We start from the raw sequence: 23,527 nt of genomic DNA on the forward strand, positions 1-23,527 counted from the left end.
TCCCCTCCCCTGCGAAGCGGGGGAGGGTTAGGGAGGGGGCAATACTCCCCTACCCCCTGAACAGATGCGGCACCATCGCCGCGTCCGGGCCGACGCGCGGGTCTTCCGATTCGCGCACCGACATGCCCAGGCACTTGTCCCCGACGATCCAGGCGTGCAGCACCGCGTGCATGCCCTCGTCCTCGAAGATCGGCGGCGTTTCCAGCCACACGCTGCCGCCCAAACCGCTCCCATTCAGGCTGTCCGCCGCCCCGGTGTCCGACACCACCTGCCCCTGCACGGTCATGCACTGGGCCGCGTCGTCCAACCCGAACAGGCTGCGCACCGTCACCGAATCGCACCCGCCCAGGTCGGCCGGATCGAAGGCGGCGCGGCACAGGTTCGGGTGCTGCGGGTAGAGGTGCCACAGCAGCGCCAGCAGCCCATGGTTCGACATCAGCCAGCACCACAGCGGCGACAGCACGCTCATTCCGCCGGAGCGCAGCTTGTGCACGAAGGCATCCTCGGCCAAGCCCTGCCACGGGTAGATCTTCGCCAGCCACGCCACCGTCTGCCCCTCGTCGTCGAGGAAGCGGCGGCCGTCCCAGCCCAGGCTCTGCAAGGGCAGCAGATGCGTGTCGATGCCGGCCTCCGCCGCTGTGGCGGCCAGATAGACCAGCTCGCCCTCGCGCATCGGGTCGGGGGTGGCGCAGGCCAGATGGACGCGGGCGCGGCTGTGCAGGCCGGTGGCCAGCTCTTCCCAACGTTCCACCAGCCCCTCATGCAGGCCGTTGAACTGGTCGGCGTCGGCGGCCAGCGCCTCGCGCCAGTTGCGCTGGACGATGGAGGCGGCAAACAACCCCTCGCTCGTGTCGTAGTTGCAGCCCAGCAGCTTGACGGAATCGCGCCCGTCATAGGCCAGCGACAGCCGCCCGACGAGAGCGCCCGCGCGCTCGTTCAGCCGCCCGCCGGCCCAATAGTCGGACCAGGAGGCTTCCAGCAGGCGCGCGACCTCGCCGCGAATGCCCAACTGGGCGAACAGCTTGCCCTCCACGGCGGCGCGCACGGCCTCGTGGATCATCGCGTGCAGCTCGTCGGCGACGCTTTCGATCAGGTCGATCTGGGAAGCGGAAAATTCATAGCGGACATCCTCGCGCCACGGCGCGCCGGCGTTCATCGCGCGCACGCCGAAGGGATACTTGCGGAGCCCCGGACGCCAGTCCGCCCGAGGTTTCGTCGTCACTCTGCGCATTTCGGATTCCGGGCCGCCGGGATCAGTCCTTGAGGGAGGCCGGCGATGGGACCGCCGGTGGGGCGCGATCATTGCGGCGCAATCGCTTCAGCACAAGCCCGTTCCGGGGGCGGCCCTGTGATTTCATAAGGATGATCTCACACGACGCGCCCCTCCACCGCCCCATCTTCACACCACGGGGCGGATCATCAACGCACGATTGCAGGCAAGTTCCGGGTCAGCGACCGCACCGCCAGTGGCGCCAGCCGCCGCCTCACCCGCACGGGCACGGGGTTATCGGACGCCTCCTGCGCCGTCCCGGCCTTTGCCGTCGCCACCGCCGCCTTGGTCGCCGCCTTGGTCAGCGCCCCCGCAGTCGTTGCCTGGGCCTCGGCGCGCGTCTGGCGAACGCGGCGGGCGTTCAGGACGATGCGCATCACCTCTTCCTCGCCGACCGCGCGCCCGGCCTGCCCCGACGCGAGGCTGGCGGTTTCCCGCAAGGCGGCCAGCTGCGCCAGCGCACCGGTCAGCCCCTTGGCCGCCGCGGTGATCGTCGCCTCTTCATGGATCGCGAGGACAAGCGTCCTCAACCCGACTTCCATTCGTCTGGACATGGCACGCGCTCCGGGGGATTTTTTGTTTCGACGGTCAATTATCCGTCGGTCACCGCTCGGAGACCACAGGATCCAAGGGGTTAATCCCTTCGATTTCGAAATCGCCGGGAATTTTGGATCAAATTTTCGGAAAATGGTTCCGGCATCACGCCGGAGGGAGGAGAGATGGTGGAGCCAAGGAGGATCGAACTCCTGACCTCTACAATGCCATTGTAGCGCTCTCCCAGCTGAGCTATGGCCCCACGTTCATCTCTATACAGCCCCAACACTGGTAAGGTGTTGGTGCGCTTGGAGGGACTCGAACCCCCACGGCCTTTCAGCCACTAGGACCTGAACCTAGCGCGTCTACCAATTCCGCCACAAGCGCGTCCCGCGTCGTTCTGGGTGGCGCGGGCCGTTCGTATAGCCGGGCTGGCATAGGCGCTCAAGCAAAATCGACATAGGTCCGTCACTTTTTTGCAAAACCGTTCGGAGAGGGCCGAAAAGCAAAAGGGCCCAGCCACGGCGGTGGCTAAGCCCTTGAGAAAATTCAGCGTTGTGGCGGACCCGACGAGATTCGAACTCATGACCTCTGCCTTCGGAGGGCAGCGCTCTATCCAGCTGAGCTACGGGTCCAGCGACAGCGGACGCGCACCATAGCCGAAGCTTTCACGGAGAGCAAACCCTTAAATGAGGGCATCTCGCCGAAAATTCATCCGGGCGCAGCCCTCGCCCATTTCACACCGGCACCCGACATACGATCAGCTTCCCTTGTAAAAAACGCATGGCAGAACCGCCGCCCTTTTCCAAAGCGCGCGCTTTTCACATCTGTATCCTCACTCCGAAATCCTAATTTACCACATCATTTTCGTTCTTTAAGGATCGGCATGACGGACCTTTCCCTTTCCCGGCCTTCCGCCGGATCGGTCGGCGACCGGGGCCGCAACAACGGCGCGGCGGGCGTTGCCGCCGCTTTGCTGGTGGTCGGCGCGCTGTGGCTGGCCGACGCGGTCAGCGCGACCCAGGCGGCGCTGTTCCTGCTGGGCAGTGCCCTCGGGTTGGCGCTCTACCACGCCTCCTTCGGCTTCACCTCGGCCTTCCGGGTTCTGATCGCGGACCGGCGCGGGGCCGGGCTGCGGGCGCAAATGCTGATGCTCGCCCTCGCCTGCGCCCTGTTCTTCCCGGTGCTGGCGGCCGGCAGCCTGTTCGGCGCGCCGGTGAAGGGGCTGGTCGCCCCGGTCGGCGTGTCGGTCGTGGTCGGCGCCTTCGTCTTTGGCGTCGGCATGCAGCTGGGCGGCGGCTGCGCCTCGGGCACGCTCTTCACCGTGGGCGGCGGCAACACCCGCATGCTGGTCACGCTGGCCGCCTTCATCGCCGGTTCGGTGCTGGGCGCCTATCACCTGCCCTGGTGGCAAGCCCTGCCCTCCGTGGGGCCGGTGTCGGTGATCGACAGCTTCGGCTGGCCGGCCGCGCTGGCGCTGAACCTCGCCGTCTTCGCCGCCGTCGCGGGCCTGAGCGTCGTGTTGGAAAAGCGCCGGCACGGCCGTCTGGTGACGGACGGCGCCACGCCCACCACCGCTGGCCTCGGCCGGTTCCTGCGCGGCCCCTGGCCGCTGGTGTGGGGCGCGGTGGCACTGGCGGTGATGAACTTCGCCACGCTGGCGCTGGCCGGCCGCCCCTGGGGCATCACCTCAGCCTTCGCGCTGTGGGGGTCGAAGGGGCTGGCGGCTGCCGGGGTGGACGTGGCCTCCTGGCCCTTCTGGCAGACGCCGGCCAACGCCGCCATGCTGCGCGGCAGCGTCGCCGCCGACGTCACCTCGGTGATGGATTTCGGCATCATCCTGGGGGCGCTGTTCGCCGCCGGTCTGGCGGGCCGCTTCGCGCCGGGTTGGAAGCTGCCGCTGAAGTCCTTCGTCGCGGCGGTGGTCGGCGGGTTGCTGCTGGGCTACGGCTCGCGTCTGGCCTTCGGCTGCAACATCGGCGCCTATTTCAGCGGCATCGCCTCGGGCAGCCTGCACGGCTGGGTGTGGATCGTCGCGGCGCTGGCCGGCAACTGGGTCGGCACCGCCCTGCGACCGGCCTTCGGGCTGGCGGTCGAGCGCACCCCGCGCCTCTCCGGCTGCTGACCTCCGGCTGCTGACGTGAAAAGAGCCCCGCGATCCCGCGGGGCTCTTTCCTTTTCCAGACCTTCCCGGACCTTACTTCGCGGCGACCAGCTCGCGCGGTCCCTTGTCCGCCCCGCTCGCCAGCGGGTTCTTGGGGTCTTGGATCCAGGCGACGATGTCGTCCATCACCACCTGCCCTTTCAGATCGCGCAGCAGCATGTGCCAGCCGTCCGGATAGACGGCGACCACATGCCGCCCGCCGGCGCCGAAGTCCTGTAAAGCCCGCTTCACGGGCTTCGGCGGCAGCACCTGCTCGTGCGCGCCGTACAGCACCAGCGACGGCACCTCCAGCCGTCCGCAGGCGGCCAGCGCCGAGCCCATCAGGTCGGTCAGCCCGTCCAGCGCGTCGACGCGCGAGCCCTTGATGACCATCGGGTCGCGGCCCAGCGCGCGCAGCATCTCGATGTTGTCGGAGGCCTGGATCTTCAAATCCTTCGGCGGGTGCACCACGATCCCGGGCACGAGGTTGTAGCTGAGCCACAGCATTGCTCGTGGGAAGAAGCCCATGACCTCCCGCCCCCAAACGGCCGGGGCGACCAGGATGGTGCCGTCCACGGTCGGCGCGTTCCGCTGCGTCATGGCGGTCAGCACCACGGCCCCACCCATGCTCTCGCCCATCAGGTAGACCGGCACGCCGGGGTGGCGGGCGCGCACCTGTTCGACCGCCGTGTTCAGGTCGGCGACCAGCGTCGGCGTGCCCGGCCAGATGCCCCGGTCGCGCGTCGCGCCGAAGCCCCTCTGATCGTAGGCGTAGGTCGCGATGCCGCGCGTGGCGAAGCTGCGCCCGGCCCCGTCGAAAGCATTCGAATAGTCGTTGTAGCCGTGCAGAGCCACCACCACCGCCCGCACCGGGGCGCCGTTTTCCGGCAGCCAGCGGCGCAACGGCAGCTCGAACCCGTCGGCGGCGTAGAGGGCATTGTCGGTCAGCCTCGGCTGCGCGACCGGCGCGCCCATGGGCTGAAACGTGGCGGTGCAGCCCGACAGCATCAGACCCACCCCCAAAACCAATCCAGCAACAACCTTCAAAGGGCGGCGCCGGACCGCATCACGCAGCATCGTTGACGTTCCCTCGCGCATGCGCCCCGGCGGTCAGCTGGAGGAAGATGTCCTCCAAGTCTGATTCCTCCGTGCTCAGATCCACAACCCCAAGCCCCCCGCCCGCCAGCGCGGCCAGGATGGCGTCGACCCGCTGGCGGCTGGGCTCGTAGCGCACGACCAGCCGGCGCGGCTCGACCAGTTCCGCCTTGAAGCCGCCCAGCTCCGCCGGCACGCCGTCCAAATCCCGATCGACCACCACGGTCAGCGCCTTGGCGTCCACCCGGCGCAGCAGCTGCGCGGTCGGCTCGCAGGCGACCACCGCCCCATGGTTGATGATCGCGATGGTATCGCACAACTCCTCCGCTTCCTGGAGGTAATGCGTGGTAAGCAGGACCGTCGTCCCTTCACGGTTGAGCTTGCGCACATGCTCCCACAGCTGGATGCGCAGCTCGACATCGACGCCCGCCGTGGGCTCGTCCAGCACCAGCACGGGCGGCGTGTGCACCATCGCCTTGGCGACCATCAGGCGGCGCTTCATGCCGCCGGACAGCGACCGCGCGTAGGCGTCGGCCTTGTCGCGCAGGCCCACGGCCTCCAGCAGTTCCTCCGTCCGGCGTTCCTTCTTCGGAACCCCATAGAGCCCCGCCTGAAGCTCCAGCATCTCGCGGGGCGTGAAGAAGGGGTCCATGTTCAGTTCCTGCGGCACCACGCCGATGGACGCCCGCGCCTGGCGCGGGTGGTCGTCGATGTCGGTGCCCCAGATCGCCACGGCGCCGTCGGTCTTGTTGACCAGCCCGGCGAGGATGTTGATGAGGGTCGATTTCCCCGCGCCGTTGGGACCCAGCAGCCCGAACAGCGAGCCGCGGGGAATCGCCAGATCGATCCCCTTCAGCGCGTGTTTCGGCCCGGCCTTCCCGGCGGAGCGGTAAATCTTGGTGAGGTCGCGGACCTCGACGGCGTGCGCCGGCAGGTTGACGGGATTGAGTGAGGTGTGCGCAACCATGGGCTTCGAAGCTTGGCCTTTCCGGTATCACCTTGATCCGCGCGGCGCGTTGGGTATCATCCGGCCGCGCGCGCGTGCCTCATTCGGTGGGCATCTTAACCATGACGCTGTCGCGCGAGTGTGTCAAAGAGGAGGATGTCTGCCATGCAGCCGACCGAGACGATTGAAGTGGAAACCCTGACCGTCGGGTGTGACGGCGGCGGCGGTGCGCTGGGCCACCCGCTGGTCTATCTGACGCTGAGCGCCGAGGGCCGCACCGAGTGCCCCTACTGCTCACGCCGTTACGTCCTGAAGGAAGGCGCCAAGGTCGGCCACGGCCACTGAGTCTCTCAGACCGGGCCAACCCCTTTAAAAGACAAGGGTTATTCCCAAAAAGCAGGGGCCGGAATCGTCCGGCCCTTTCTTTTTGCCCGCGCGCCCGCCATTCCGCGCTCCTATGACGCACGTTCTATAACCCCCCTTTCATTACAATTGAGAAAAACATAAAGTGATCTGCCTTGACGTGCGCCGCCTTCCTGGCATCTACTTTTGTGCGACGCAAAAGGGCTAAAGACAGAGACATCACGTCGAGTTCCAAACATGCTTTTCCCCAACGGTGCGGCCCTTGCGTCGGAAGAGGCGCGCTCGATGAGCCAGGAAACGGAAGAGCAGTACCGGAGTATTTTTGAGAACGCGGTCGAAGGTATTTACCAGACCACGGTCGATGGCCGTTATCTTCGCGTCAATCCGGCGCTGGCGCGGATCTATGGTTACGATTCGCCAGCCGACCTGACCGACAACCTGACGGACATCGCCGGCCAGCTCTACGTCGATCCCGGCAAGCGCGAGGCCTTCGCCCGCGCCATGGCCGAACGGGACGTGGTGCAGAATTTCGAGGCGCGCGTTTTCCGCCGCGACGGCTCCATCATCTGGATCACCGAGAACGCGCGCTGCGTCCGCGACGCCGGTGGCCGCATCCGCTATTACGAAGGCACCGTCCAGGACATCACCGAGCGCAAGCGGCACGAGGAGAAGATCCGCCTTCTCGCCACCGTGTTCGAAAGCGTGGCCGACGGCATCCTGATCGTGGACCCGGACCTGACCGTGCAGGCGGTCAACCCGGCCTACGAGGTGATGACCAACTTCCGCCGGGACGAGCTGCTGAACCGCCCGCTGGTCCTCTTCGCCCCCGGCTCGCACGAGCGCATCTTCATCGAGGACATCTGGCGCACCGCCCGCAGCGACGGCCGCTGGCAGGGCGAGGTGACCAGCTTCCGCCATTCCGGCGACGCCTTCGCGGCCTCCCTGTCGGTCAACGCCGTGCGCTCCCCCGGCGGGACGCTGGAACATTACGTCCTGACGCTCGCCGACATCAGCCAGCGCAAGTACCAGGAACACCAGATCCGTTATCAGGCCAGCTTCGACCGGCTGACCGACCTGCCCAACCGCTGGCTGGTCTGCGAGCGCTTGGAGGAAGCCATCCTGCGAGCCCAGCGCACCCGCACCAAGGTGGCGGTGGCCTTCCTGGACCTGAACCGCTTCAAGCAGGTGAACGACACGCTGGGCCACCACGCCGGCGACGACCTGCTGAAGCTGGTCGCCAAGCGCCTGCGCAACTGCACGCGGGTGGCGGACACGGTGGGCCGTCTTGGCGGCGACGAGTTCCTGATCGTTGCCCCCGATGCCGCCGACCGCGCCTCCGGCGCCCGCCTCGTCGAGAAGGTCCTCTATTCGATGGGCGAGCCCTTCGCCGTCCACAATCAGGAGCTTTTCTGCGGCGCCTCCATCGGCCTCGCCTTCTACCCCGACGACGGCGAGACGGCCGACCAGCTTCTCCGCAACGCCGACCTGGCCATGTACCACGCCAAGCGGAACCCGGAGCAGAAGTACGTCTTCTACGAGACCGGCATGCGCGAGCGGTCCGGCTTCACCTTGGGGCTGGAAAGCGACCTGCGCCGCGCCGCCTCGAACGGCGAGGAGTTCGAGCTTCATTTCCAGCCCAAGGTGGACACGAATCCGCGCCGCGTGATCGGCGCCGAGGCCCTGATCCGCTGGCGCCACCCCGCGCGCGGCCTCGTCAGCCCGGCGGAGTTCATCCCGCTGGCCGAGGAAACCGGCCTGATCTGGGAGATCGGCGCCTGGACCCTGCGCGAGGCCTGCGGCCGCCTGTCCGGCTGGCTGGCCTCCGGCCTGGATCTGGCGTCGGTGTCGGTGAACCTGTCGCCCCGCCAGTTCCAGGACGCCCGCCTCGTCAGCTTCGTGCGCAACGTGGTCGAGTCCACCAACATCCCCCCCGGCCGGCTGGAGCTGGAGCTGACCGAGGGCGCCATGATCGGCGACATCGAAAAGGCCGTGACGATCCTGAACGAACTGAAGGACATCGGCGTGCGCCTGTCCATCGACGACTTCGGCACCGGCTATTCGTCGCTGGCCTACCTGAAGCGTTTCCCCATCGACACGCTGAAAATCGACCGCAGCTTCGTCCGCGACATCGTAAAGTCCGCGACCGACCCGGCCATCGTCGGCACCATCGTGAACCTCGCCGATAGCCTGGGCTTCGACACCATCGCCGAAGGCGTGGAAACCGAGGAACAAGCCGAAATGCTCCGCCAGCAGCGCTGCACAAGAATCCAGGGCTTCCTCATCAGCCGCCCCCTGGACGTGGTGGCGTTCGAGAGGTTCGTGGCGGAGAGCAACGTGGGGGTGTGAGCGCCCTTAATTCCCTCTCCCCTCCGGGAGGGAGGGGACCCGCGGCGTAGCCGTGGGGAGGGTGGGGGCAAGTGTGGCCGCCCCTCGACTCTCCGGCCCGGTTCGGCCATGGTAGCGCCCCCAAAGGGATTGAGACCGCGCCATGTCCGATAAGACCGCCGAAGACCAGAAGATCGCCGACGCCCAGGGCACCGAAACCAAGGCCCCCGCCCCCGCCGGGGACGGCAGCGGGCTGTATCTCGTGGACGGGTCGGGGTTCATCTTCCGGGCCTTCCACGCGCTGCCGATGCTGAACCGGCCGGACGGCACGCCGGTCAACGCGGTGCTGGGCTTCTCGAACATGCTGCTGAAGCTGCTGGCCGACCTGAAGGCGTCGGCCGTGGCGGTGGTCTTCGATTCGAAGCGGCTGAACTTCCGCAACGACTTCTACCCCGACTACAAGGCCCACCGCCCCGAACCGCCGGAGGAACTGAAGCCCCAGTTCGCCCTGATCCGCGAGGCGACGGAGGCCTTCTGCCTGCCCTGCCTGGAGCTGGAGGGCTACGAGGCCGACGACCTGATCGCCACCTACGCGCGCCTCGCGAACGAGGCTGGGCGCGAGGTGACCATCGTGTCGTCCGACAAGGACATGATGCAACTGGTCCGCCCCGGCGTGCGGATGCTCGACCCGCTGAAGAACAAGCCCATCGGCCCCGACGAGGTGTTCGAGAAGTTCGGCGTTCCCCCGGACAAGGTGGTGGACGTGCAGGCTCTGGCCGGCGACAGCGTGGACAACGTGCCGGGCGTGCCGGGCATCGGCGTGAAGACGGCGGCGCAGCTCATCACGGAATACGGCGACCTCGAATCCCTGCTGGCCCGCGCGGGCGAGATCAAGCAGCCGGCCCGCCGCCAGAAGCTGACCGAGTTCGCGGAGCAGGCACGCGTCTCCCGCCGCCTCGTCCTGCTGGACGACCACGCCCCGGTGCCGAAGCCGCTGGAGGAGTTGCGCGTCCGCGAGCCCGACCACCAGAAGCTGATCGACTTCCTGCGCGCCCAAGGTTTCCGCACCATCGTCGCCCGCGTCGAGGCGGAGATGCGCAAGGACGGCACCATCGCCGACGGCGCCACCAGCGCGCCCGCTCCGGCAGCAGCCAGCGCCGGCAGCCCGGCCCCCTCCCCAGCCGCCGCCGAAGCCCCGGCCACCCCGCGCAGCCGCCCCGCCCCGGCGACCGACATCGCCAAGCGCTACGAACTGATCCAGGATCTCGACGCCCTGGCCGTCTGGGTCGAGCGCGCCCGGACCACCGGCGTCCTGGCCGTGGACACGGAAACGGATTCGCTGACGCCCTCCACCGCGACGCTGGTCGGCATTTCCCTCGCCACGGAACCGGGTCTGGCCTGCTACATCCCGCTGGCGCACAAGGCGCCGGGCACGGCGGCCAACGGCGAACTGGCCTTCGACGCGCCGGAGGCCCCGAAGCAGATCCCCACCGCCGACGTGATCGAAACGCTGAAGGGCGTGCTGGAAGACCCGGCGATCCTCAAGGTCGGCCACAACTTCAAGTTCGATTACCAGCTGTTCGCCCGCCACGGGGTCCATGTCGGCCCCGTCGATGACAGCATGCTGATCTCATACGTGCTGGAGGGCGGCGGCCACGGCCACGGCATGGACGAGCTGGCCGAACTGCACCTCGCCTACACCCCGATCTCCTATGCGGAGGTCTGCGGCACCGGCAAGGCCAAGATCACCTTCGACCGCGTGCCCCTGGACAAGGCGCTCGACTACGCCGCCGAAGACGCCGACATCACGCTGCGCCTGTGGACGCTGCTGAAGCCGCGCCTCGTGGACGACCGCATGGTCACCGTCTACGAAACACTGGAGCGCCCGCTGGTCCCCATCATCGCCGGCATGGAAACCTGCGGCGTGCGCGTGGACCGCGCGGCGCTGGCCCGCCTGTCCCAGGACCTCGCCGTCCGTCTGACGGAGATCGAAAAGGAAGTCCACATCCTCGCCAACCGCAGCTTCAACATCGGTTCGCCCAAGCAGCTCGGCGAAATCCTGTTCGATGAGCTGAAGCTCGGCACCGGCAAGAAGGGCAAGACCGGCGCCTACTCCACCGACTCAAGCGTCCTTGAGGAACTGTCGGAGCAGGGGCACACCATCGCCCAGCGCGTGCTCGACTGGCGCCAGTTGGCGAAGCTGAAGAGCACGTACACCGACGCGCTCCAAGCCCAGATCGCCGAGTCCACGGGCCGCGTGCACACCGCCTTCGCCATGGCGGTGACCAACACGGGCCGCCTGTCCTCGACCGACCCGAACCTGCAGAACATCCCCGTCCGCACCGAGGAAGGCCGCAAGATCCGCCGCGCCTTCGTGGCGATGCCCGGCCACAAGCTGCTGTCCGTGGACTATTCGCAGATCGAGCTGCGGCTGGTCGCCGAAATGGCCAACATCGGCGCCCTGAAGGAGGCCTTCCGCCAAGGCATCGACATTCACGCCGCGACGGCGTCCCAGGTCTTCGGCGTGCCGCTCGACCAGATGACGTCGGAGATCCGGCGCAAGGCCAAGGCCATCAACTTCGGCATCATCTACGGCATCTCGGGCTTCGGCCTGGGCCGGCAGCTCGGCATCATGCCGGGTGAAGCCAACGCCTTCATCAAGGCCTATTTCGAGCGCTTCCACGAGCTGAAGGCCTGGATGGAGGAAACCAAGGCCTTTGCCCGCCAGCACGGCTATGTGGTGACCCTGTTCGGCCGGCGCTGCTACATGCCGGGCATCCACGACAAGAACGCCGCCCGCCGCGCCTTTGCCGAGCGTCAGGCCATCAACGCCCCCATCCAGGGCACCGCCGCCGACATCATGAAGCGGGCCATGGCCCGCGTCCCCGCCGCCCTGGAGGCCGCCGGCTCCCAGGCCCGCATGCTGTTGCAGGTGCACGACGAACTTCTGTTCGAGGTCCCGGAGGCGGAGGCCGACTCCGCCGCCAAGCTGATCAAGGAAGTGATGGAGGGTGCCGCCCAACTCGGCGTCCCCCTCGTTGCCGAAGCCGGCATCGGCGACAACTGGGAAGAGGCGCATTGAGGGGCGAGCGTTGAGGGGGCGGCGCCCCCTCTCCTCAATCCAGGAAAATGTCCGGCGCCAGCGGCGCCCCCGGCTTCACCGCATACTGGTCGAGGTCGGTCACGCCCTCCTCCGCCAGCACCTCGTCGTCGATGAAGAAATTGCCGGTCACCATCTTCGCGTCCCGCGTCAGGATGGCGTGCGCCGCGTCGGCCAGGATCTCCGGCTTGCGGCAGTTGTCGAACTCGGCGGCACCCTTCAGCATGGCGATGGCCGCCGTGCCGATGATCGTGCGCGGCCACAGGGAGTTGACGGCCACCTTGCCCCGGAACTCCTCGGCCATGCCCAGCGTGCACAGGCTCATCGCGTACTTGGCGATGGTGTAGGCGGTGTGGTGCTGGAACCAGCGCGGGTTCAGGTTCAGCGGCGGCGACAGGGTCAGGATGTGCGGGTTTTCCGCCTTCAGCAGATGCGGCAGGCAGGCCTGCGAGCAGGCGAAGGTCCCCCGCCCGTTGACCCCCATCATCAGGTCCCAGCGCTTCAGCGGGGTTTCCAGCGTGCCGGTCAGGCTGATGGCGCTGGCGTTGTTGACCAGAATGTCGATGCCACCGAACGCCTCGGCCGTCTTCGCCACTGCGTCGGCCACCTGCGCGTCGTCCCGGATGTCGCAGAGGATCGGCAGAGCCTTGCCGCCCGCCGCCTCGATCTCCTCGGCGGCGGAATAGATGGTGCCGGGCAGCTTCGGGTGCGGCTCGGTGGTCTTAGCGGCGACGGCAACGTTGGCGCCGTCGCGGGCCGCGCGCAGGGCGATCGCCTTGCCGATGCCCCGGCTGGCGCCGGTGATGAACAGAGTCTTTCCCTTCAGCGACCGGGTCTCGGTCATGGCCCTTCCTCCCTACCCCGTGGTGCCGCGCCCGTTCGCCGAGCCGGCCTGTTGATCGGCATCCTATCACAGATACCCGGCACGGCGTCCAGACGCATGCGTCATGCGAATAACCTATGCGTCAACACCGCCCCTGCGTTTAAAACGTCGATCACCCGCCCTTCGGAGAGAACGTCCCGTGACCAGACTGGTCCGCCTGCTGGTGGCGCTTGCAGCACTCGGGACCGCCATTCCCGCCCTCGCCCAAGGCACGGCGCAGCATCTCTTCTACGAGGTCGTGTCCGCCGACGTTCCCGCCGACGCGTCCTACGAAGCGCGCCAGCGCCTGACCGAACGCGCCCGCGACGAACTGGTCCCGGCCATTCTGAGCGTCATGGGCCTTGACCAGCAATCGGCGGCGACCGAACTGCGCATGGGCGGCTACCGCCTGCACACCAACCCGTCGCTGCACACCGCCGCGCCGCTGGCCGACGCACCCGCCGACCGGCTGGCCGCCGCCATCGCCTGGACCTTCAGCCAGGACAGCGTCCTCGTAGCCGATTTCGGGGGCGGCGACGGCACCACCGGCTACGCCCTGGTCCGCTTCCCCGAGGGCACACTGACGCCGGCCACGGCGCAACGATTCTTCGAAGCCGCCACGACGATCCATGACGGCCTCGGCGGCGGCTACACCGCCTTCGGCGACACGCTGCTGTTCCTCAACCTGCGCGGGCCTGACGGGCAACCCTACAGCGGCCTTTCCGACGCCGACTTTACAAGCGCGCTCCGCATAGCCGTCGCGGGGTTCCCCACCACCACCCTGACCGAAACCGGCTTGGCCGACGCGCGGCTTGTCACCCCGCCTCCGGCCAACGACAATCCGGCCCTGATCCCCCTGCGGGCGCGCCACGCCGCCCTCATCGCCGAAACCTTCACACCCGAGCCCGCACGATGACCCCGATCCGCCGCCGCAAATTCCTGACGCTGGGCACCGCCGGACTCGCCGCGCTGACCTTTCCGGCGCGCGCGCAGGGCTTCGCGCCGGGCCTCGTCTACGCGGTGGGCCAGAAGTTCGACAAGAGCTTCAACGAGGGCGCCCTGGCCGGGGCCGAACGATTCAAGGCCGCCACCGGCGTCCCCTACCTCGAATACCTCCCCGCCAGCGCCGCGCAGTTCGAGCAGGCCGTGGCCGCCCTGCTGCGCCGTGGCGTGACCGACCTCGCGACCATCGGCTTCTACTACGCCGCTCCGCTCGCCGCGCTGGCGCCGAAGCATCCGGGCGTGCGCTTCACCATCGTCGATGCGGTGGTCGAGGCCGCCAACGTCCAGTCCGTGACCTTCAAGGAACAGGAAGGCTCCTTCCTCGTCGGCATGCTGGCGGCGATGGCGTCGAAAACGGGGACGGTCGGTTTCATCGGCGCGCTCGACATCCCCCTGATCCGCAAGTTCATTACCGGTTTCGAGCAAGGCGCCAGACACGCCCGCCCCGACTGCACCACCGTCGTCAACTTCGTCGGCACCACGCCGGCCGCCTTCAACGACCCGACCACCGGGGCGGAGGTGGCAAAGGCCCAGTTCCAGCGCGGCGCCGACGTGGTCTTCGCCGGGGCCGGCGTGTCCAACTTCGGGATCTTCGCGGCGGCGAAGGACGTCGGCCGCCTCGCCATCGGGGTGGACAGCAACCAGAACCACCTCTACCCCGGCACCATTTTGACCTCGATGCTGAAGCGCGTCGATCTGGCCGTGGAAACCGCCTTCCAGGCCGGACGCGCCAGCACCTGGACACCCGGCCTCCGCGCGCTGGGCTTGGCCGAGGGCGGGGTCGACTACGCCCTGGACGACAACAACCGCCCCCTCCTCACCCCCGCCATGCTGGAGCGGGTGGAGGCGGCTCGCCGCGACATCGTCGCAGGCCGCATCCGCGTCTTCGATGGGACAGGGGCGCCCTGACCGCCACCGTAGCGCCGGAAGTGCCGCGCACAGTCGTCGACGACCTGACGCGGCGTATTCCGGCCATGGAGATGGCATAGCCTCTACCCGTTGCCGACCTTGGCGGCGCGCTCGGCGACGTCGTTCCACCGAAGCGCGTCGCGCACCTTGCGCCGTATGCTCTCGTCGTCGTCACCGTCCGGAATTTCGAGATAGGCGACGCTGGCCCGCCTCAGGGCTTCCTTCTTGACCGCATCGCGCGTCACCGCGTTGCCCCGGTAATGACCGCTGCCCTGATATTCGATGGCGACCAACGGCTGGCCGTACGGGTCGATGATCAGGAAATCCACGCGCTTGCTGTTGACGCACTCGAACGCCTTCTGGTCATCCGACCCGATGACTTCGCCAAGGCTGGTTTGGGCGAAAAGGCGAACTCCTCTGTTGGAGGTCTTGATAAGGTCTTCAATCACGCGAAACACACGGTATTCCGCCTTATTCATGAGGTTCTTCTTTCGGAAATCGGCCTGTGTCACGAAACGGATCTGGTTGTCCGAAAACTTCGTGCTGAACTTGGCCTCATCCGCGCGCCTGCGCTGGGCCTCGCCACGGGTGACAATATGAAAGATGGCCATGCCGACCAGCACGCCGATCACAAACGTTTCCAACGCATTCTCCGGACATCAGAAATGGCAAGGGTGGCGCGCGTCAGTGACACCACCAGCCGCACCTGTCAAGGCGCCAATCACCACCCAGAAGAGAAAACCAGGAGCGTTATCTCACGCCGACGCTGCTTCCATCCCGACCGCGAACGACACGTCCGCCCCCCGCAGCGTCGCCGAGGTCGCCTTAATCAACGACAGATCCGCGCCGTGCAGGATCGTTCCCGCCAGACTAACGTCCCGCAGGTCCGCACCGGTCAGGCTGGCCTCCGCGAGGTTGGTCGGCCACATGCGGCTGCCGTCCCCTGCCAGATCCACCGAGCGCATCCGCGCCCGCCACAGCTTCGCCCCGGCCAGATTGGCGCCGCGCAGGTTGCAGCCCGACAGGTCGGCGCTGGTGAAGTCCGCCTCGCGCAGGTCGCAATAGGACAGGTCCGCCATGACCAGCTTGGCGCCCGAGAAATCCGCCCCGCGCAAGCCGCAGAAACGCATCGCGCAGCCGGCCAGCAGCTGGTTGGCAAAGCCGTAGCCGCGCAAATCCGCCCGTTGCAGTTCCAGCCGCGTGCCCGCCTTGCCGCCGTGGTCCACCCACAGCTGGTGCGCGGAGATGGCGTCGGCGATCCGTTCGGCGAGGCTCGTCAGGCCGGTGCCGTCCACGTCGATGCCGCGCCGCTCCAGCGTCCGGCGCAACTCCTCATCCAGCCGGGCACCGCACATCAGGGCGCCTTCCAGCGTGGCGGTGCGCATCACCGCATCGACCAGATTGGCCCCGATCAGGATGGCGCCCGACAGATCGCCGCCCGTGAAGTCCGCCCCGGCCATGTCGCAGCCGGAAAAGTCGCACTGCGCCATGCGCGCCTCGGCCAGAACCGCCCTGGTCAGCTTCGATCCCACGAAGGTCGTGCTGCCGTCCGCGTTACCGGCCGGACGCCGGTCGTCGGCGCCCATCATCATGCCCTTGCGCAGGTCGGCGCCGCGCAGGTTCGCCTCGTGCAGCTTGGCCCCTTCCACCCGCGCGCCGCGCAGGTCGGCGGATTCCAGCGTCGCCCCGGTCAGGTCGGCCTTGGACAGGTCGGCGCCGAACAGGTCCGTCTTGGTCAGGACGGCGCCCACCATCCGCGCGGAGTTCAGGTTCGCCCCGGCCAGCTTGGCGTTGCTCAGGTTGATGCGGTTCAGCCCCAGACGGGACAGGTTGTGGAAGCTGAGGTCGGCGCAGCGCCCCTGCCCGCTGGGATCGCGGGTCAGCCATTGCTGGTGCTTGACCAGCGCGTTGCGGATCGCCCGCAGGTATCGCTCTTCGGTCATGCGACGTTTCCGCGCCGGTTTCGACCCGGCCCCTCTCCCGCACGCCCCCCGATTGAAAGGTTCGGGTTCGCGCCACGCAGGGATGTTACAGGGAAGCAACCTAAAACGACAGGGGCGAACGCCTCACCGAACTGCGTCGGAAAGTAGCGCCCCCCGCGAGGCCATCATGTACAGTCCCATATGGTGGGCCGGCCCCTGCGGGTGCGCCGCCGTCTCCGGCAGACCAAGCTCCCGCACCGCCTCCATCGGAAGGTCGTAGGTGGCGCAGCCCGGCTCGTGCACCACCACGTCCTTCAGCGTCGGCACCATGCCGTGGTTGCGCGCCGACAGCAGCGTCAGCACGAAATCCATGACGCAGATGTCCGTGCAGATGCCGACCGTCACCACCGATTCCAGCCGGTGCCTGTTGATCCAGTCCACCAGCCGGTTCTTACCGTCCTTCCCGGTCGCGCCGACAAAGAAGTTGATGCAGTCCTTGGCGATCAGGGTCGTGTTGGGCGCGGTCTCCAGCCATTTCAGCTCCGGCACCAGTTCGTCGTGGCCCGTGCCGGCGATGCAGTGCGGCGGGTACGGCGGCTCCGGCTTGCCCGGATCGTGGCTGTCCAGCGAAGCGCAAATCGGCCAGCCGGCCTCCACGAAACGGCGGGCGAGCCGGTCGGTCTCGTCGATCATGCGGGCGATCTGCGCGTTCGGGGCCGGCGGGGCGAGCGGGCCGCAGCCGACGCCAGCGAAGCCGTTCACCTCGTCGATGATCACCAGCCCGGTCAGCCCGGCCGGCATCTCGTAGGCGCCCACGGCCACCGGAAAGGTGCGGCGGAGCGTGTCCAGCGCGTCATCGCGGACCAGCAGATCGAGCATGGTTCCTCCGGTCAGGCAGCGGATCACCCACCATACCCAACAGGCAACCCGGCGTCATGTCCAGCTTCCCCTGCCCCGCCCGGCGTTGCATGCATAGGACTGCGACAAATTGGCATTACCACCGGCGCCGGGATCGGGCGTCGGCATGATTCGTCCAGCGTTTCGAACGATTGTTGCAACCGCGAAGGCGGTTTTGAACCATCGGAGCGTGGGATTGCGACGCGATGTCGCGGTGCCAAGCGCCTTTAAGTTGGCCCTGATGATAACGAGGGCGCTGCCGCCGCAACCGAAGGTGCACGAATGGTCATATCGGCCGAGTTTCTGGGCTTGCTGCTGCTGGTGACCAGCGCCGCCGCGCTCGGCCTGTCGATCGTCATGGATGTCGGGCGGGTCAGCGCCGAAAAGGCGCGCGAAACGATGATGCAGCGCCAGCACGAGAAGAAGAAGGCCGCGCTGACCGAATGGAAGCGCAAGACAGAACAGACGCGCGGCGAGTTGACCGGGCTCCAGGCCCGCCACACGGAATTTACCGGGCGCCGCCACAAGGCGCTGACCGAGATCAAGGCCCTGGAGTTCGCCAAGGTCGAGCTGGTCCATGAACTGGGCGACAGTGACGAAACGACCGGCTTCTGGGCGCAGCTGAACGTTCAGGACAACGTCGCCACCATCGAGCGGCGCGACGTCATCTTTTCCCGCCAGATCTGGGAATACCGCAACGTGGCCCACGTCTTCGCGCCGGCGCCCGACCAGGCGACCGCTCTCCTGCGCACCGCCTTCACCGCCAAGAACGGCGTGCTGCCGTCGCAGATCGTGCCGCTGTCCATGGCCCCGGACATCGGCGCCGGGATCGGTTCAAAGGCCCTCTCCGCATGACCGGGATGATGCTCTATTTCAGCCTCGGGCTGATGATCCTGACGGTGCTGTCCAGCCGCTACTGGCGCCGGCAGCTGGTCTCGGTCCGGGAATCCCAGGCCAAGACCAGGGAGAAGATGGAGGAGTTGACCAAGGAGGTCGCCGACGTGGCCGCCGCCTACGCCCAACTCACCAACCAGCAGAGCGAAGCCGAAAAGCGAGTCGCCAAGGCCGAACAGGATCTGCAAGCCGCCCTGATCGAGCTGGACGCCAAGAAGGAAGCGCCGGTCAACCGCTACTACGTCCTCGACCGGCAGGAACCGCGCCAGGGCCGCTTCTGGGAGGCCGCGGTCCGCTACAACCCCGCCAACACGCTCGCCACCGACCGCCAGGGCCAGCGCACCTGGACCGGCATCCGCCGCTACGTGATGATCGCGGAGGCCGAACGCGACGTCCGCGAACGCATCGCCGCGCGCTTTCCCCGCAAAGCGGGGTTCGAACTGGTGGAGGTGGCGCCCTGCCGCCTGAACGGCCTTGCCGTGAACCGCATCGCCGAATTCAGCACCTTCCGCAAGCCGGGCGCGGCGGAGGAGGACGCCAAGCCGGCGCGGCGCGCGGCAAGGGCGGGAGGCTGAAACGAAAAACGCGAGAGGCCCTGCCTCTCGCGCTCTCCGCCAAGGGCCGGTCGGCCCTTGGAACCCAGTGCTCTCAGTGACCGCCGCTGCCGTCGAAGGACGGGGCGTTCATGCCCGACTTCTCCAGCTGCTCGATCAGCGCGGCCTTCAGGCGCTCCAGACCCTCGGGGCTGAAGGCCTCGGCGCGGGCAACCAGCACGTCCTGGGTGTTGGACGCGCGCAGCAGCCACCAGCCGTCCGGAGTCGTGACGCGAACGCCGTCGATGTCGTTGACGTTGGCACCCTCGGCCTTCAGGCGCTCCTTCACCTCGTCCACGACCTTGAACTTGCGCTCCTCGTCGATCTGGAAGCGGGTCTCCGGGGTGTTGACCACGTCCGGCAGACGGTCGCGCAGGTCGGCCAGCGACACGCCGAGCTTGCTGACCAGCCCGATCAGGCGCACGGCGCAATACAGCGCGTCGTCGAAGCCGTACCACTTGTCGGCGAAGAAGATGTGGCCCGACATCTCGCCGGCCAGCGGCGAGCCCGTCTCCGCCATCTTCGCCTTCAGCAGCGAATGGCCGGTCTTCCACATCAACGGCTTGCCGCCGTTCTTGGCGATCTCGTCGAACAGCGTCTGGCTGGCCTTCACGTCGGCGATGATGGTCGCGCCCGGATGGCTCTTCAGCACGTCGGCGGCGTAGATCGCGACCAGCTGGTCGCCCCACACCACGCGCCCCTTGTGGTCGATGGCGCCGATGCGGTCGCCGTCGCCGTCGAAGCCGATGCCGAGGTCGCAGCCGTTGTCGGCGACCGCCTTCTTCAGATCGACGAGGTTCTTCTCGACCGTCGGATCGGGGTGGTGGTTCGGGAAATTGCCGTCGATCTCATCGAACAGAAGGATGTGCTCGCCCGGCAGCTTGGCGGTCAGGCGGCGCAGGATCTCGCCCGACGCGCCGTTGCCGGCGTCCCAGGCCACCTTCAGGTCGCGCACGCCGTCGTAATCCTTCAGCAGGCGCGCGACATACTCGTCCTTCACGTCGACCTGCTCGCTGGAGCCCTGGCCCGACACGTAGTCGGCCTTGGCCGCGATGGTGCCGAGGTCGAGGATCTGCTGGCCGTACACCGGGCCCTTGCCCAGCATCATCTTGATGCCGTTGTAGTCCGGCGGGTTGTGCGAGCCGGTGATCATGATGCCGGCCGCCGCCTCGCGGTCGCGGGTGGCGAAATACAGCATCGGCGTCGGGCCGAGGCCGATGCGCAGAACGTGCAGGCCGCAGGCGACCAGACCTTCGACCAGGGCGGCTTCCAGCTCCGGCGAGGACAGGCGGCCGTCGTAGCCGACGCAGACCGTCTTGCCGCCGCCACGCACGACCACGGTGCCGAAGGCGCGTCCGACGGCGCGGGCGTCGGCGGGGTTCAGCGTCTTGCCGACGATGCCGCGGATGTCGTACTCGCGCAGCACGGTCGGGTGGAAATTATGGGCTTCGCTCATGTTCTTGTTTTCCTCCTCAAACCGCGGCGACCGGCGCCACCGGCCGGCCGATGGAGCTGTAGGTGAAGCCGGCCTGGGCCATGTCCTCGGGATTGTAGATGTTGCGCAGGTCGATCATGACCGGCCGCTTCAGCAGCGACTTGACCCGCTTCAGATCCAGCGCCCGGAACTCGTTCCACTCCGTCAGGATCGCCACGCAATCGGCCCCGTCCAGCGCGCCGTAGGCGTCGTCGGCCCACTCCACGCCGGGCAGCAGCTTTTGCGCCTCGTGCATGCCCGCCGGGTCGAAGGCGCGCACCGTGGCGCCCGCCTTCTGCAACGCCGGGATGATGTCGAGCGAGGGGCTGTCGCGCATGTCGTCGGTGTTCGGCTTGAACGTCACGCCCAGCACGCCGATGGTCTTGCCGTCGACAGTGCCGCCGCAGGCCGCGATGATCCGCTCGGCCATCTGCTTCTTGCGCTTGTCGTTGATGTCCACCACCGTCTCGATGATGCGCAGCGGGCTGCCCACCTGCTGGGCGGTGCGGACCAGCGCCAGCGTGTCCTTGGGGAAGCACGACCCGCCGTAGCCCGGACCGGGGTGCAGGAACTTCTTGCCGATGCGGCCGTCCAGGCCGATGCCGCGCGCCACGTCGTGCACGTTGGCGCCGACCTTCTCGCACAGATCGGCGATCTCGTTGATGAAGGTGATCTTGGCGGCCAGGAAGGTGTTGGCGGCGTACTTGGTCAACTCCGCCGTCTCCAGCGAGGTCAGCACGATCGGCGTTTCAATCAGGTAGAGCGGCCGGTACAGCTTGCGCATCACCTCCGACGCGCGGTCCGACGTGGTGCCGATGACCACGCGATCGGGCCGCATGAAGTCGCCGATGGCCGAACCCTCGCGCAGGAACTCGGGGTTGGAGGCGACGTCGAACTCGGCGTCCGGACGGACCCGGCGGATGATCGCCTCGACCTCGCGGCCGGTGCCGACGGGAACGGTCGATTTGTTGACCACCACCGTGTAGTGGTCGAGGTTCTGCGCGATCTCCTCGGCCGCCGCGTAGACGTAGGACAGGTCGGCGTGGCCGTCGCCGCGCCGCGAGGGCGTGCCGACCGCGATGAACACCGCGTCCACGCCCTGCATGGCTTCCTTGAGGTCGAGCGTGAAGGACAGCCGCCCGGCGGCGACGTTGCGGGCCACCAGATCGTCCAGGCCCGGTTCGTAGATGGGGATCTCGCCGCGCTTCAGGCGCTCGATCTTGCCGGCGTCCTTGTCGACGCAGCAGACGTGGACGCCGAATTCAGAAAAACAGGCGCCGGACACAAGACCGACATACCCAGTACCGATCATCGCAATGCGCATGAGAACCCTCGTAGCCTCGATCCGTTCTGCCGGCGGTTCATCGTCGAAGCGGCGGTGTCCCGGCACACGTCGCCCGCCGCACCCGAATGAACGGGTACGGCGGGCGCGCGGATCATAGCAGAACAGTGTGTCAGCAGTACTTCCGAAGCATCTCGCGCACCTTGGCGGACATGTCCGGCCGCTTCAGCGCGTGGGCGAGGGTCGCCTCGATGAAGCCGACCTTGTCGCCGCAGTCGAAGCGCTCGCCTTCGAAACGCAGGCCATGGAACGGCTGGTTGCCGATCAGCTTGGCCATGGCGTCGGTCAGCTGGATTTCGTTGCCGGCGCCGCGCTGCTGCTTCTCCAGATGGTCGAAGACCTCCGGCTGGAGGATGTAGCGGCCGATGATCGACAGGGTGGAGGGAGCTTCTTCCGGCTTCGGCTTCTCGACGAGGCCGCGCACGGTGGCCAGACGGCCGTCGTCCTTCTCCACGTCCAGAATGCCGTAGCTGCTGGTGCGCTCGCGCGGGACGTCCACGACGGCGACGACGTTGCCGCCGACCTCGTTGTAGGCATCCACCATCTGCTTGAGGCAGGGGGTATCGGCCTGGACGAAGTCGTCGGGCAGCACGATGGCGAAGGGATCGTTGCCGATCAGCGCCCGCGCGCACCACACCGCGTGGCCGAGGCCCAGCGGCACCTGCTGGCGGGTGTAGAAGCAGCGGCCGGGCGCGATCTCGCTGCCGCGCACCTCTTCCAGGGCGTCCTGCTTGCCGCGCTCCTCAAGGGTGCGGTTCAGCTCCGTGTCGGCGTCGAAGTGGTCTTCGATGGCGCGCTTGCTGCGGCCCGTCACGAACACGAAATCCTCGATGCCGGCGGCCCGCGCCTCTTCAACGGCGTGCTGCAACAGCGGCCGGTCGACCAGGGGCAGCATCTCCTTCGGGATCGCCTTGGTGGCCGGCAGGAAGCGCGTACCAAGACCGGCGACGGGGAACACCACCTTGCGCACGGGTTTTCGCATTGGGGTTCTCTTGTGGTTGAATTCTATGTCGAAATGAACGTCAGGCGAGCCGACTTATTCCGCGCGGTCCGCCTGTAAGGTTTTCTGCCACACGGACTCATGGGGCGCAACCGCCCTTCCGGGACCCAGCGAAAGGCTAGGTGCGCAACAGCAAATCCTTCGCTTGGTTGAGTTTGGCGGCCAAATAGGTTGATCCGCCGTGGTCTGGATGCACTTTCATCATCAGCCGTCGGTGCGCTTCCTTCACCTGATCGGGTGTAGCCCCCGGTGATAGCCCCAAAATGTCATACGCCTCTTCGCGGGTCATGGGGCCGCCCCCGCGCCCGCCACCGTTGTTCGCACCGCTCCCGCCGCCACTCCCGGCTGCACCGACCGCCTCTTCCGCCCGCTCCCGCCAGTCGGGGTGCGTGCGCTCCAGCCACGCCTCCAGCACGCTGGCCGACTGCGCGTCGTCGCGGCGGCACTCCTCCAGCAGCGACAGCAGTTGCCCGATGGTCAGGGAGTCCAGCGTCCGCCCGCGCCACGGCCCGTGCAGCACCTCACCGGACATGGTGCCGGTGTCGTGCGACAGCGTCATGCGCAGATAGAGCGTCTCGACGCGGGAGGTCTGCCCGCCGGACGGCCCGCGCGCGGCGCGGAAGGAATCGCGCAGCGTTCGCCAGCGCGTGAACAGCGGGAAGGCCACCGCGCCCAGCATCAGCGCCGTGCCCAGCCGCCCGGTCAGCGTCAGGAACACCACGACCGTGACGCCCAGCGCCACACCGCCGTAGCGCACCGTATAGGCCAGCGTGCGCGGGTCGGCCGACACGAAGGCGCGGGCCAGCATGTAGAAGCCGACCACCAGCGCGATGCCCAGGAGAAAGTACCCAAACAT

20 protein-coding genes and 3 tRNA genes are annotated in these 23,527 nt (G+C 67.6%); 8 read left to right on the forward strand and 15 right to left on the reverse strand.

Annotation, left to right across the window (positions count from 1 at the left end):
- Positions 1–49: 49 nt before the first annotated feature.
- The 5 genes from J2852_RS02590 to J2852_RS02610 all read right to left on the reverse strand — a co-directional run bounded on the left by J2852_RS02590 (position 50) and on the right by J2852_RS02610 (position 2,439).
- Positions 50–1,231, reverse strand: coding sequence for a glutathionylspermidine synthase family protein (locus tag J2852_RS02590; protein WP_209870424.1), 1,182 nt, complete (start codon positions 1,229–1,231; stop codon positions 50–52).
- A gap of 188 nt (positions 1,232–1,419) precedes the next feature.
- Positions 1,420–1,824 (reverse strand): hypothetical protein, encoded by a 405-nt coding sequence (locus J2852_RS02595; RefSeq protein WP_209870427.1) that lies wholly within the window; start codon positions 1,822–1,824, stop codon positions 1,420–1,422.
- 166 nt (positions 1,825–1,990) lie between these two features.
- Positions 1,991–2,066 (reverse strand) — tRNA-Ala (locus tag J2852_RS02600).
- Between the two features lie 38 nt (positions 2,067–2,104).
- Positions 2,105–2,191 (reverse strand) — tRNA-Leu (locus J2852_RS02605).
- 171 nt (positions 2,192–2,362) lie between these two features.
- Positions 2,363–2,439 (reverse strand) — tRNA-Arg (locus J2852_RS02610).
- 251 nt (positions 2,440–2,690) lie between these two features.
- Between J2852_RS02610 and J2852_RS02615 the strand changes: the two genes are divergently transcribed.
- Positions 2,691–3,929, forward strand: a complete 1,239-nt coding sequence (locus J2852_RS02615) for a YeeE/YedE family protein (RefSeq protein ID WP_209870430.1) — start codon at positions 2,691–2,693, stop codon at positions 3,927–3,929.
- Between the two features lie 72 nt (positions 3,930–4,001).
- Here J2852_RS02615 and J2852_RS02620 read toward each other — a convergent pair whose 3' ends face one another.
- Together J2852_RS02620 and J2852_RS02625 are read right to left on the reverse strand one after the other, a co-directional pair.
- On the reverse strand, positions 4,002–4,955 hold the full coding sequence (locus J2852_RS02620; RefSeq protein WP_246499248.1) for an alpha/beta hydrolase: 954 nt from the start codon (positions 4,953–4,955) through the stop codon (positions 4,002–4,004).
- 58 nt (positions 4,956–5,013) lie between these two features.
- Positions 5,014–6,009 (reverse strand): ABC transporter ATP-binding protein, encoded by a 996-nt coding sequence (locus J2852_RS02625; protein ID WP_209870435.1) that lies wholly within the window; start codon positions 6,007–6,009, stop codon positions 5,014–5,016.
- Positions 6,010–6,144: 135 nt separating this feature from the next.
- Here J2852_RS02625 and J2852_RS02630 point away from each other — a divergent pair, with 135 nt between their 5' ends.
- From J2852_RS02630 to polA, 3 genes are all read left to right on the forward strand, one after another.
- Positions 6,145–6,333, forward strand: coding sequence for a zinc-finger domain-containing protein (locus J2852_RS02630; RefSeq protein WP_343206666.1), 189 nt, complete (start codon positions 6,145–6,147; stop codon positions 6,331–6,333).
- 303 nt (positions 6,334–6,636) lie between these two features.
- Complete coding sequence (locus tag J2852_RS02635) at positions 6,637–8,697, forward strand: EAL domain-containing protein (protein ID WP_209870449.1); 2,061 nt, start codon at positions 6,637–6,639, stop codon at positions 8,695–8,697.
- Between the two features lie 142 nt (positions 8,698–8,839).
- Positions 8,840–11,758, forward strand: a complete 2,919-nt coding sequence (gene polA, locus J2852_RS02640) for a DNA polymerase I (protein WP_209870451.1) — start codon at positions 8,840–8,842, stop codon at positions 11,756–11,758.
- Between the two features lie 34 nt (positions 11,759–11,792).
- Here polA and J2852_RS02645 read toward each other — a convergent pair whose 3' ends face one another.
- Entirely contained in the window at positions 11,793–12,620 is an 828-nt protein-coding gene (locus tag J2852_RS02645; protein ID WP_209870454.1) for an SDR family oxidoreductase, read from the reverse strand.
- 178 nt (positions 12,621–12,798) lie between these two features.
- On the opposite strand from J2852_RS02645, the gene J2852_RS02650 reads away from it, so the two are divergent.
- A complete protein-coding gene (locus J2852_RS02650; protein WP_343206667.1) occupies positions 12,799–13,554 on the forward strand; it encodes a hypothetical protein in 756 nt (251 codons plus the stop codon).
- Positions 13,551–14,549, forward strand: a complete 999-nt coding sequence (locus J2852_RS02655; protein WP_209870457.1) for a BMP family lipoprotein — start codon at positions 13,551–13,553, stop codon at positions 14,547–14,549. The genes J2852_RS02650 and J2852_RS02655 overlap by 4 nt, the downstream gene beginning before the upstream one ends.
- 83 nt (positions 14,550–14,632) lie before the next feature.
- On the opposite strand, the gene J2852_RS02660 is transcribed toward J2852_RS02655, so the two are convergent.
- The 3 genes from J2852_RS02660 to J2852_RS02670 form a co-directional block, all read right to left on the reverse strand.
- A complete protein-coding gene (locus J2852_RS02660; protein ID WP_209870459.1) occupies positions 14,633–15,193 on the reverse strand; it encodes a DUF2726 domain-containing protein in 561 nt (186 codons plus the stop codon).
- 111 nt (positions 15,194–15,304) lie between these two features.
- On the reverse strand, positions 15,305–16,492 hold the full coding sequence (locus tag J2852_RS02665) for a pentapeptide repeat-containing protein (protein WP_209870471.1): 1,188 nt from the start codon (positions 16,490–16,492) through the stop codon (positions 15,305–15,307).
- Between the two features lie 123 nt (positions 16,493–16,615).
- Positions 16,616–17,350 (reverse strand): isochorismatase family protein, encoded by a 735-nt coding sequence (locus J2852_RS02670; RefSeq protein ID WP_209870474.1) that lies wholly within the window; start codon positions 17,348–17,350, stop codon positions 16,616–16,618.
- 300 nt (positions 17,351–17,650) lie between these two features.
- Between J2852_RS02670 and J2852_RS02675 the strand changes: the two genes are divergently transcribed.
- Together J2852_RS02675 and J2852_RS02680 are read left to right on the forward strand one after the other, a co-directional pair.
- Complete coding sequence (locus J2852_RS02675; protein WP_209870477.1) at positions 17,651–18,223, forward strand: hypothetical protein; 573 nt, start codon at positions 17,651–17,653, stop codon at positions 18,221–18,223.
- Positions 18,220–18,837 carry a hypothetical protein gene (locus tag J2852_RS02680; protein WP_209870479.1) on the forward strand — a complete coding sequence of 206 codons (618 nt, stop codon included), beginning with the start codon at positions 18,220–18,222 and terminating at the stop codon, positions 18,835–18,837. Before J2852_RS02675 ends, J2852_RS02680 begins: the two co-directional genes overlap by 4 nt.
- A 73-nt stretch (positions 18,838–18,910) precedes the next feature.
- On the opposite strand, the gene pgmG is transcribed toward J2852_RS02680, so the two are convergent.
- The 4 genes from pgmG to J2852_RS31385 form a co-directional block, all read right to left on the reverse strand.
- The gene (pgmG, locus tag J2852_RS02685) at positions 18,911–20,311 is read right to left on the reverse strand and encodes a phosphoglucomutase/phosphomannomutase PgmG (protein ID WP_209870482.1); all 1,401 of its coding nucleotides are present in this window, start codon (positions 20,309–20,311) and stop codon (positions 18,911–18,913) included.
- A 16-nt stretch (positions 20,312–20,327) separates the two neighbouring features.
- Entirely contained in the window at positions 20,328–21,653 is a 1,326-nt protein-coding gene (locus J2852_RS02690) for a UDP-glucose dehydrogenase family protein (RefSeq protein ID WP_209870485.1), read from the reverse strand.
- A 130-nt stretch (positions 21,654–21,783) separates the two neighbouring features.
- Positions 21,784–22,653, reverse strand: coding sequence for a UTP--glucose-1-phosphate uridylyltransferase GalU (gene galU, locus J2852_RS02695; RefSeq protein WP_209870487.1), 870 nt, complete (start codon positions 22,651–22,653; stop codon positions 21,784–21,786).
- Between the two features lie 136 nt (positions 22,654–22,789).
- Complete coding sequence (locus J2852_RS31385) at positions 22,790–23,527, reverse strand: DnaJ domain-containing protein (RefSeq protein ID WP_246499249.1); 738 nt, start codon at positions 23,525–23,527, stop codon at positions 22,790–22,792.

Origin of the sequence: Azospirillum soli, assembly GCF_017876165.1 — a bacterium.
Classification (GTDB): Bacteria; Pseudomonadota; Alphaproteobacteria; order Azospirillales; family Azospirillaceae; genus Azospirillum; species Azospirillum soli.

Coding starts and splice junctions, on each gene's coding strand:
- J2852_RS02590 (WP_209870424.1), bottom strand. CDS start 1,231: ATGCGCAGAGTGACGACGAAACCTCGGGCGGACTGGCGTCCGGGGCTC.
- J2852_RS02595 (WP_209870427.1), bottom strand. CDS start 1,824: ATGTCCAGACGAATGGAAGTCGGGTTGAGGACGCTTGTCCTCGCGATC.
- J2852_RS02615 (WP_209870430.1), top strand. CDS start 2,691: ATGACGGACCTTTCCCTTTCCCGGCCTTCCGCCGGATCGGTCGGCGAC.
- J2852_RS02620 (WP_246499248.1), bottom strand. CDS start 4,955: ATGCTGTCGGGCTGCACCGCCACGTTTCAGCCCATGGGCGCGCCGGTC.
- J2852_RS02625 (WP_209870435.1), bottom strand. CDS start 6,009: ATGGTTGCGCACACCTCACTCAATCCCGTCAACCTGCCGGCGCACGCC.
- J2852_RS02630 (WP_343206666.1), top strand. CDS start 6,145: ATGTCTGCCATGCAGCCGACCGAGACGATTGAAGTGGAAACCCTGACC.
- J2852_RS02635 (WP_209870449.1), top strand. CDS start 6,637: ATGAGCCAGGAAACGGAAGAGCAGTACCGGAGTATTTTTGAGAACGCG.
- polA (WP_209870451.1), top strand. CDS start 8,840: ATGTCCGATAAGACCGCCGAAGACCAGAAGATCGCCGACGCCCAGGGC.
- J2852_RS02645 (WP_209870454.1), bottom strand. CDS start 12,620: ATGACCGAGACCCGGTCGCTGAAGGGAAAGACTCTGTTCATCACCGGC.
- J2852_RS02655 (WP_209870457.1), top strand. CDS start 13,551: ATGACCCCGATCCGCCGCCGCAAATTCCTGACGCTGGGCACCGCCGGA.
- J2852_RS02665 (WP_209870471.1), bottom strand. CDS start 16,492: ATGACCGAAGAGCGATACCTGCGGGCGATCCGCAACGCGCTGGTCAAG.
- J2852_RS02670 (WP_209870474.1), bottom strand. CDS start 17,350: ATGCTCGATCTGCTGGTCCGCGATGACGCGCTGGACACGCTCCGCCGC.
- J2852_RS02675 (WP_209870477.1), top strand. CDS start 17,651: ATGGTCATATCGGCCGAGTTTCTGGGCTTGCTGCTGCTGGTGACCAGC.
- J2852_RS02680 (WP_209870479.1), top strand. CDS start 18,220: ATGACCGGGATGATGCTCTATTTCAGCCTCGGGCTGATGATCCTGACG.
- pgmG (WP_209870482.1), bottom strand. CDS start 20,311: ATGAGCGAAGCCCATAATTTCCACCCGACCGTGCTGCGCGAGTACGAC.
- J2852_RS02690 (WP_209870485.1), bottom strand. CDS start 21,653: ATGCGCATTGCGATGATCGGTACTGGGTATGTCGGTCTTGTGTCCGGC.
- galU (WP_209870487.1), bottom strand. CDS start 22,653: ATGCGAAAACCCGTGCGCAAGGTGGTGTTCCCCGTCGCCGGTCTTGGT.
- J2852_RS31385 (WP_246499249.1), bottom strand. CDS start 23,527: ATGTTTGGGTACTTTCTCCTGGGCATCGCGCTGGTGGTCGGCTTCTAC.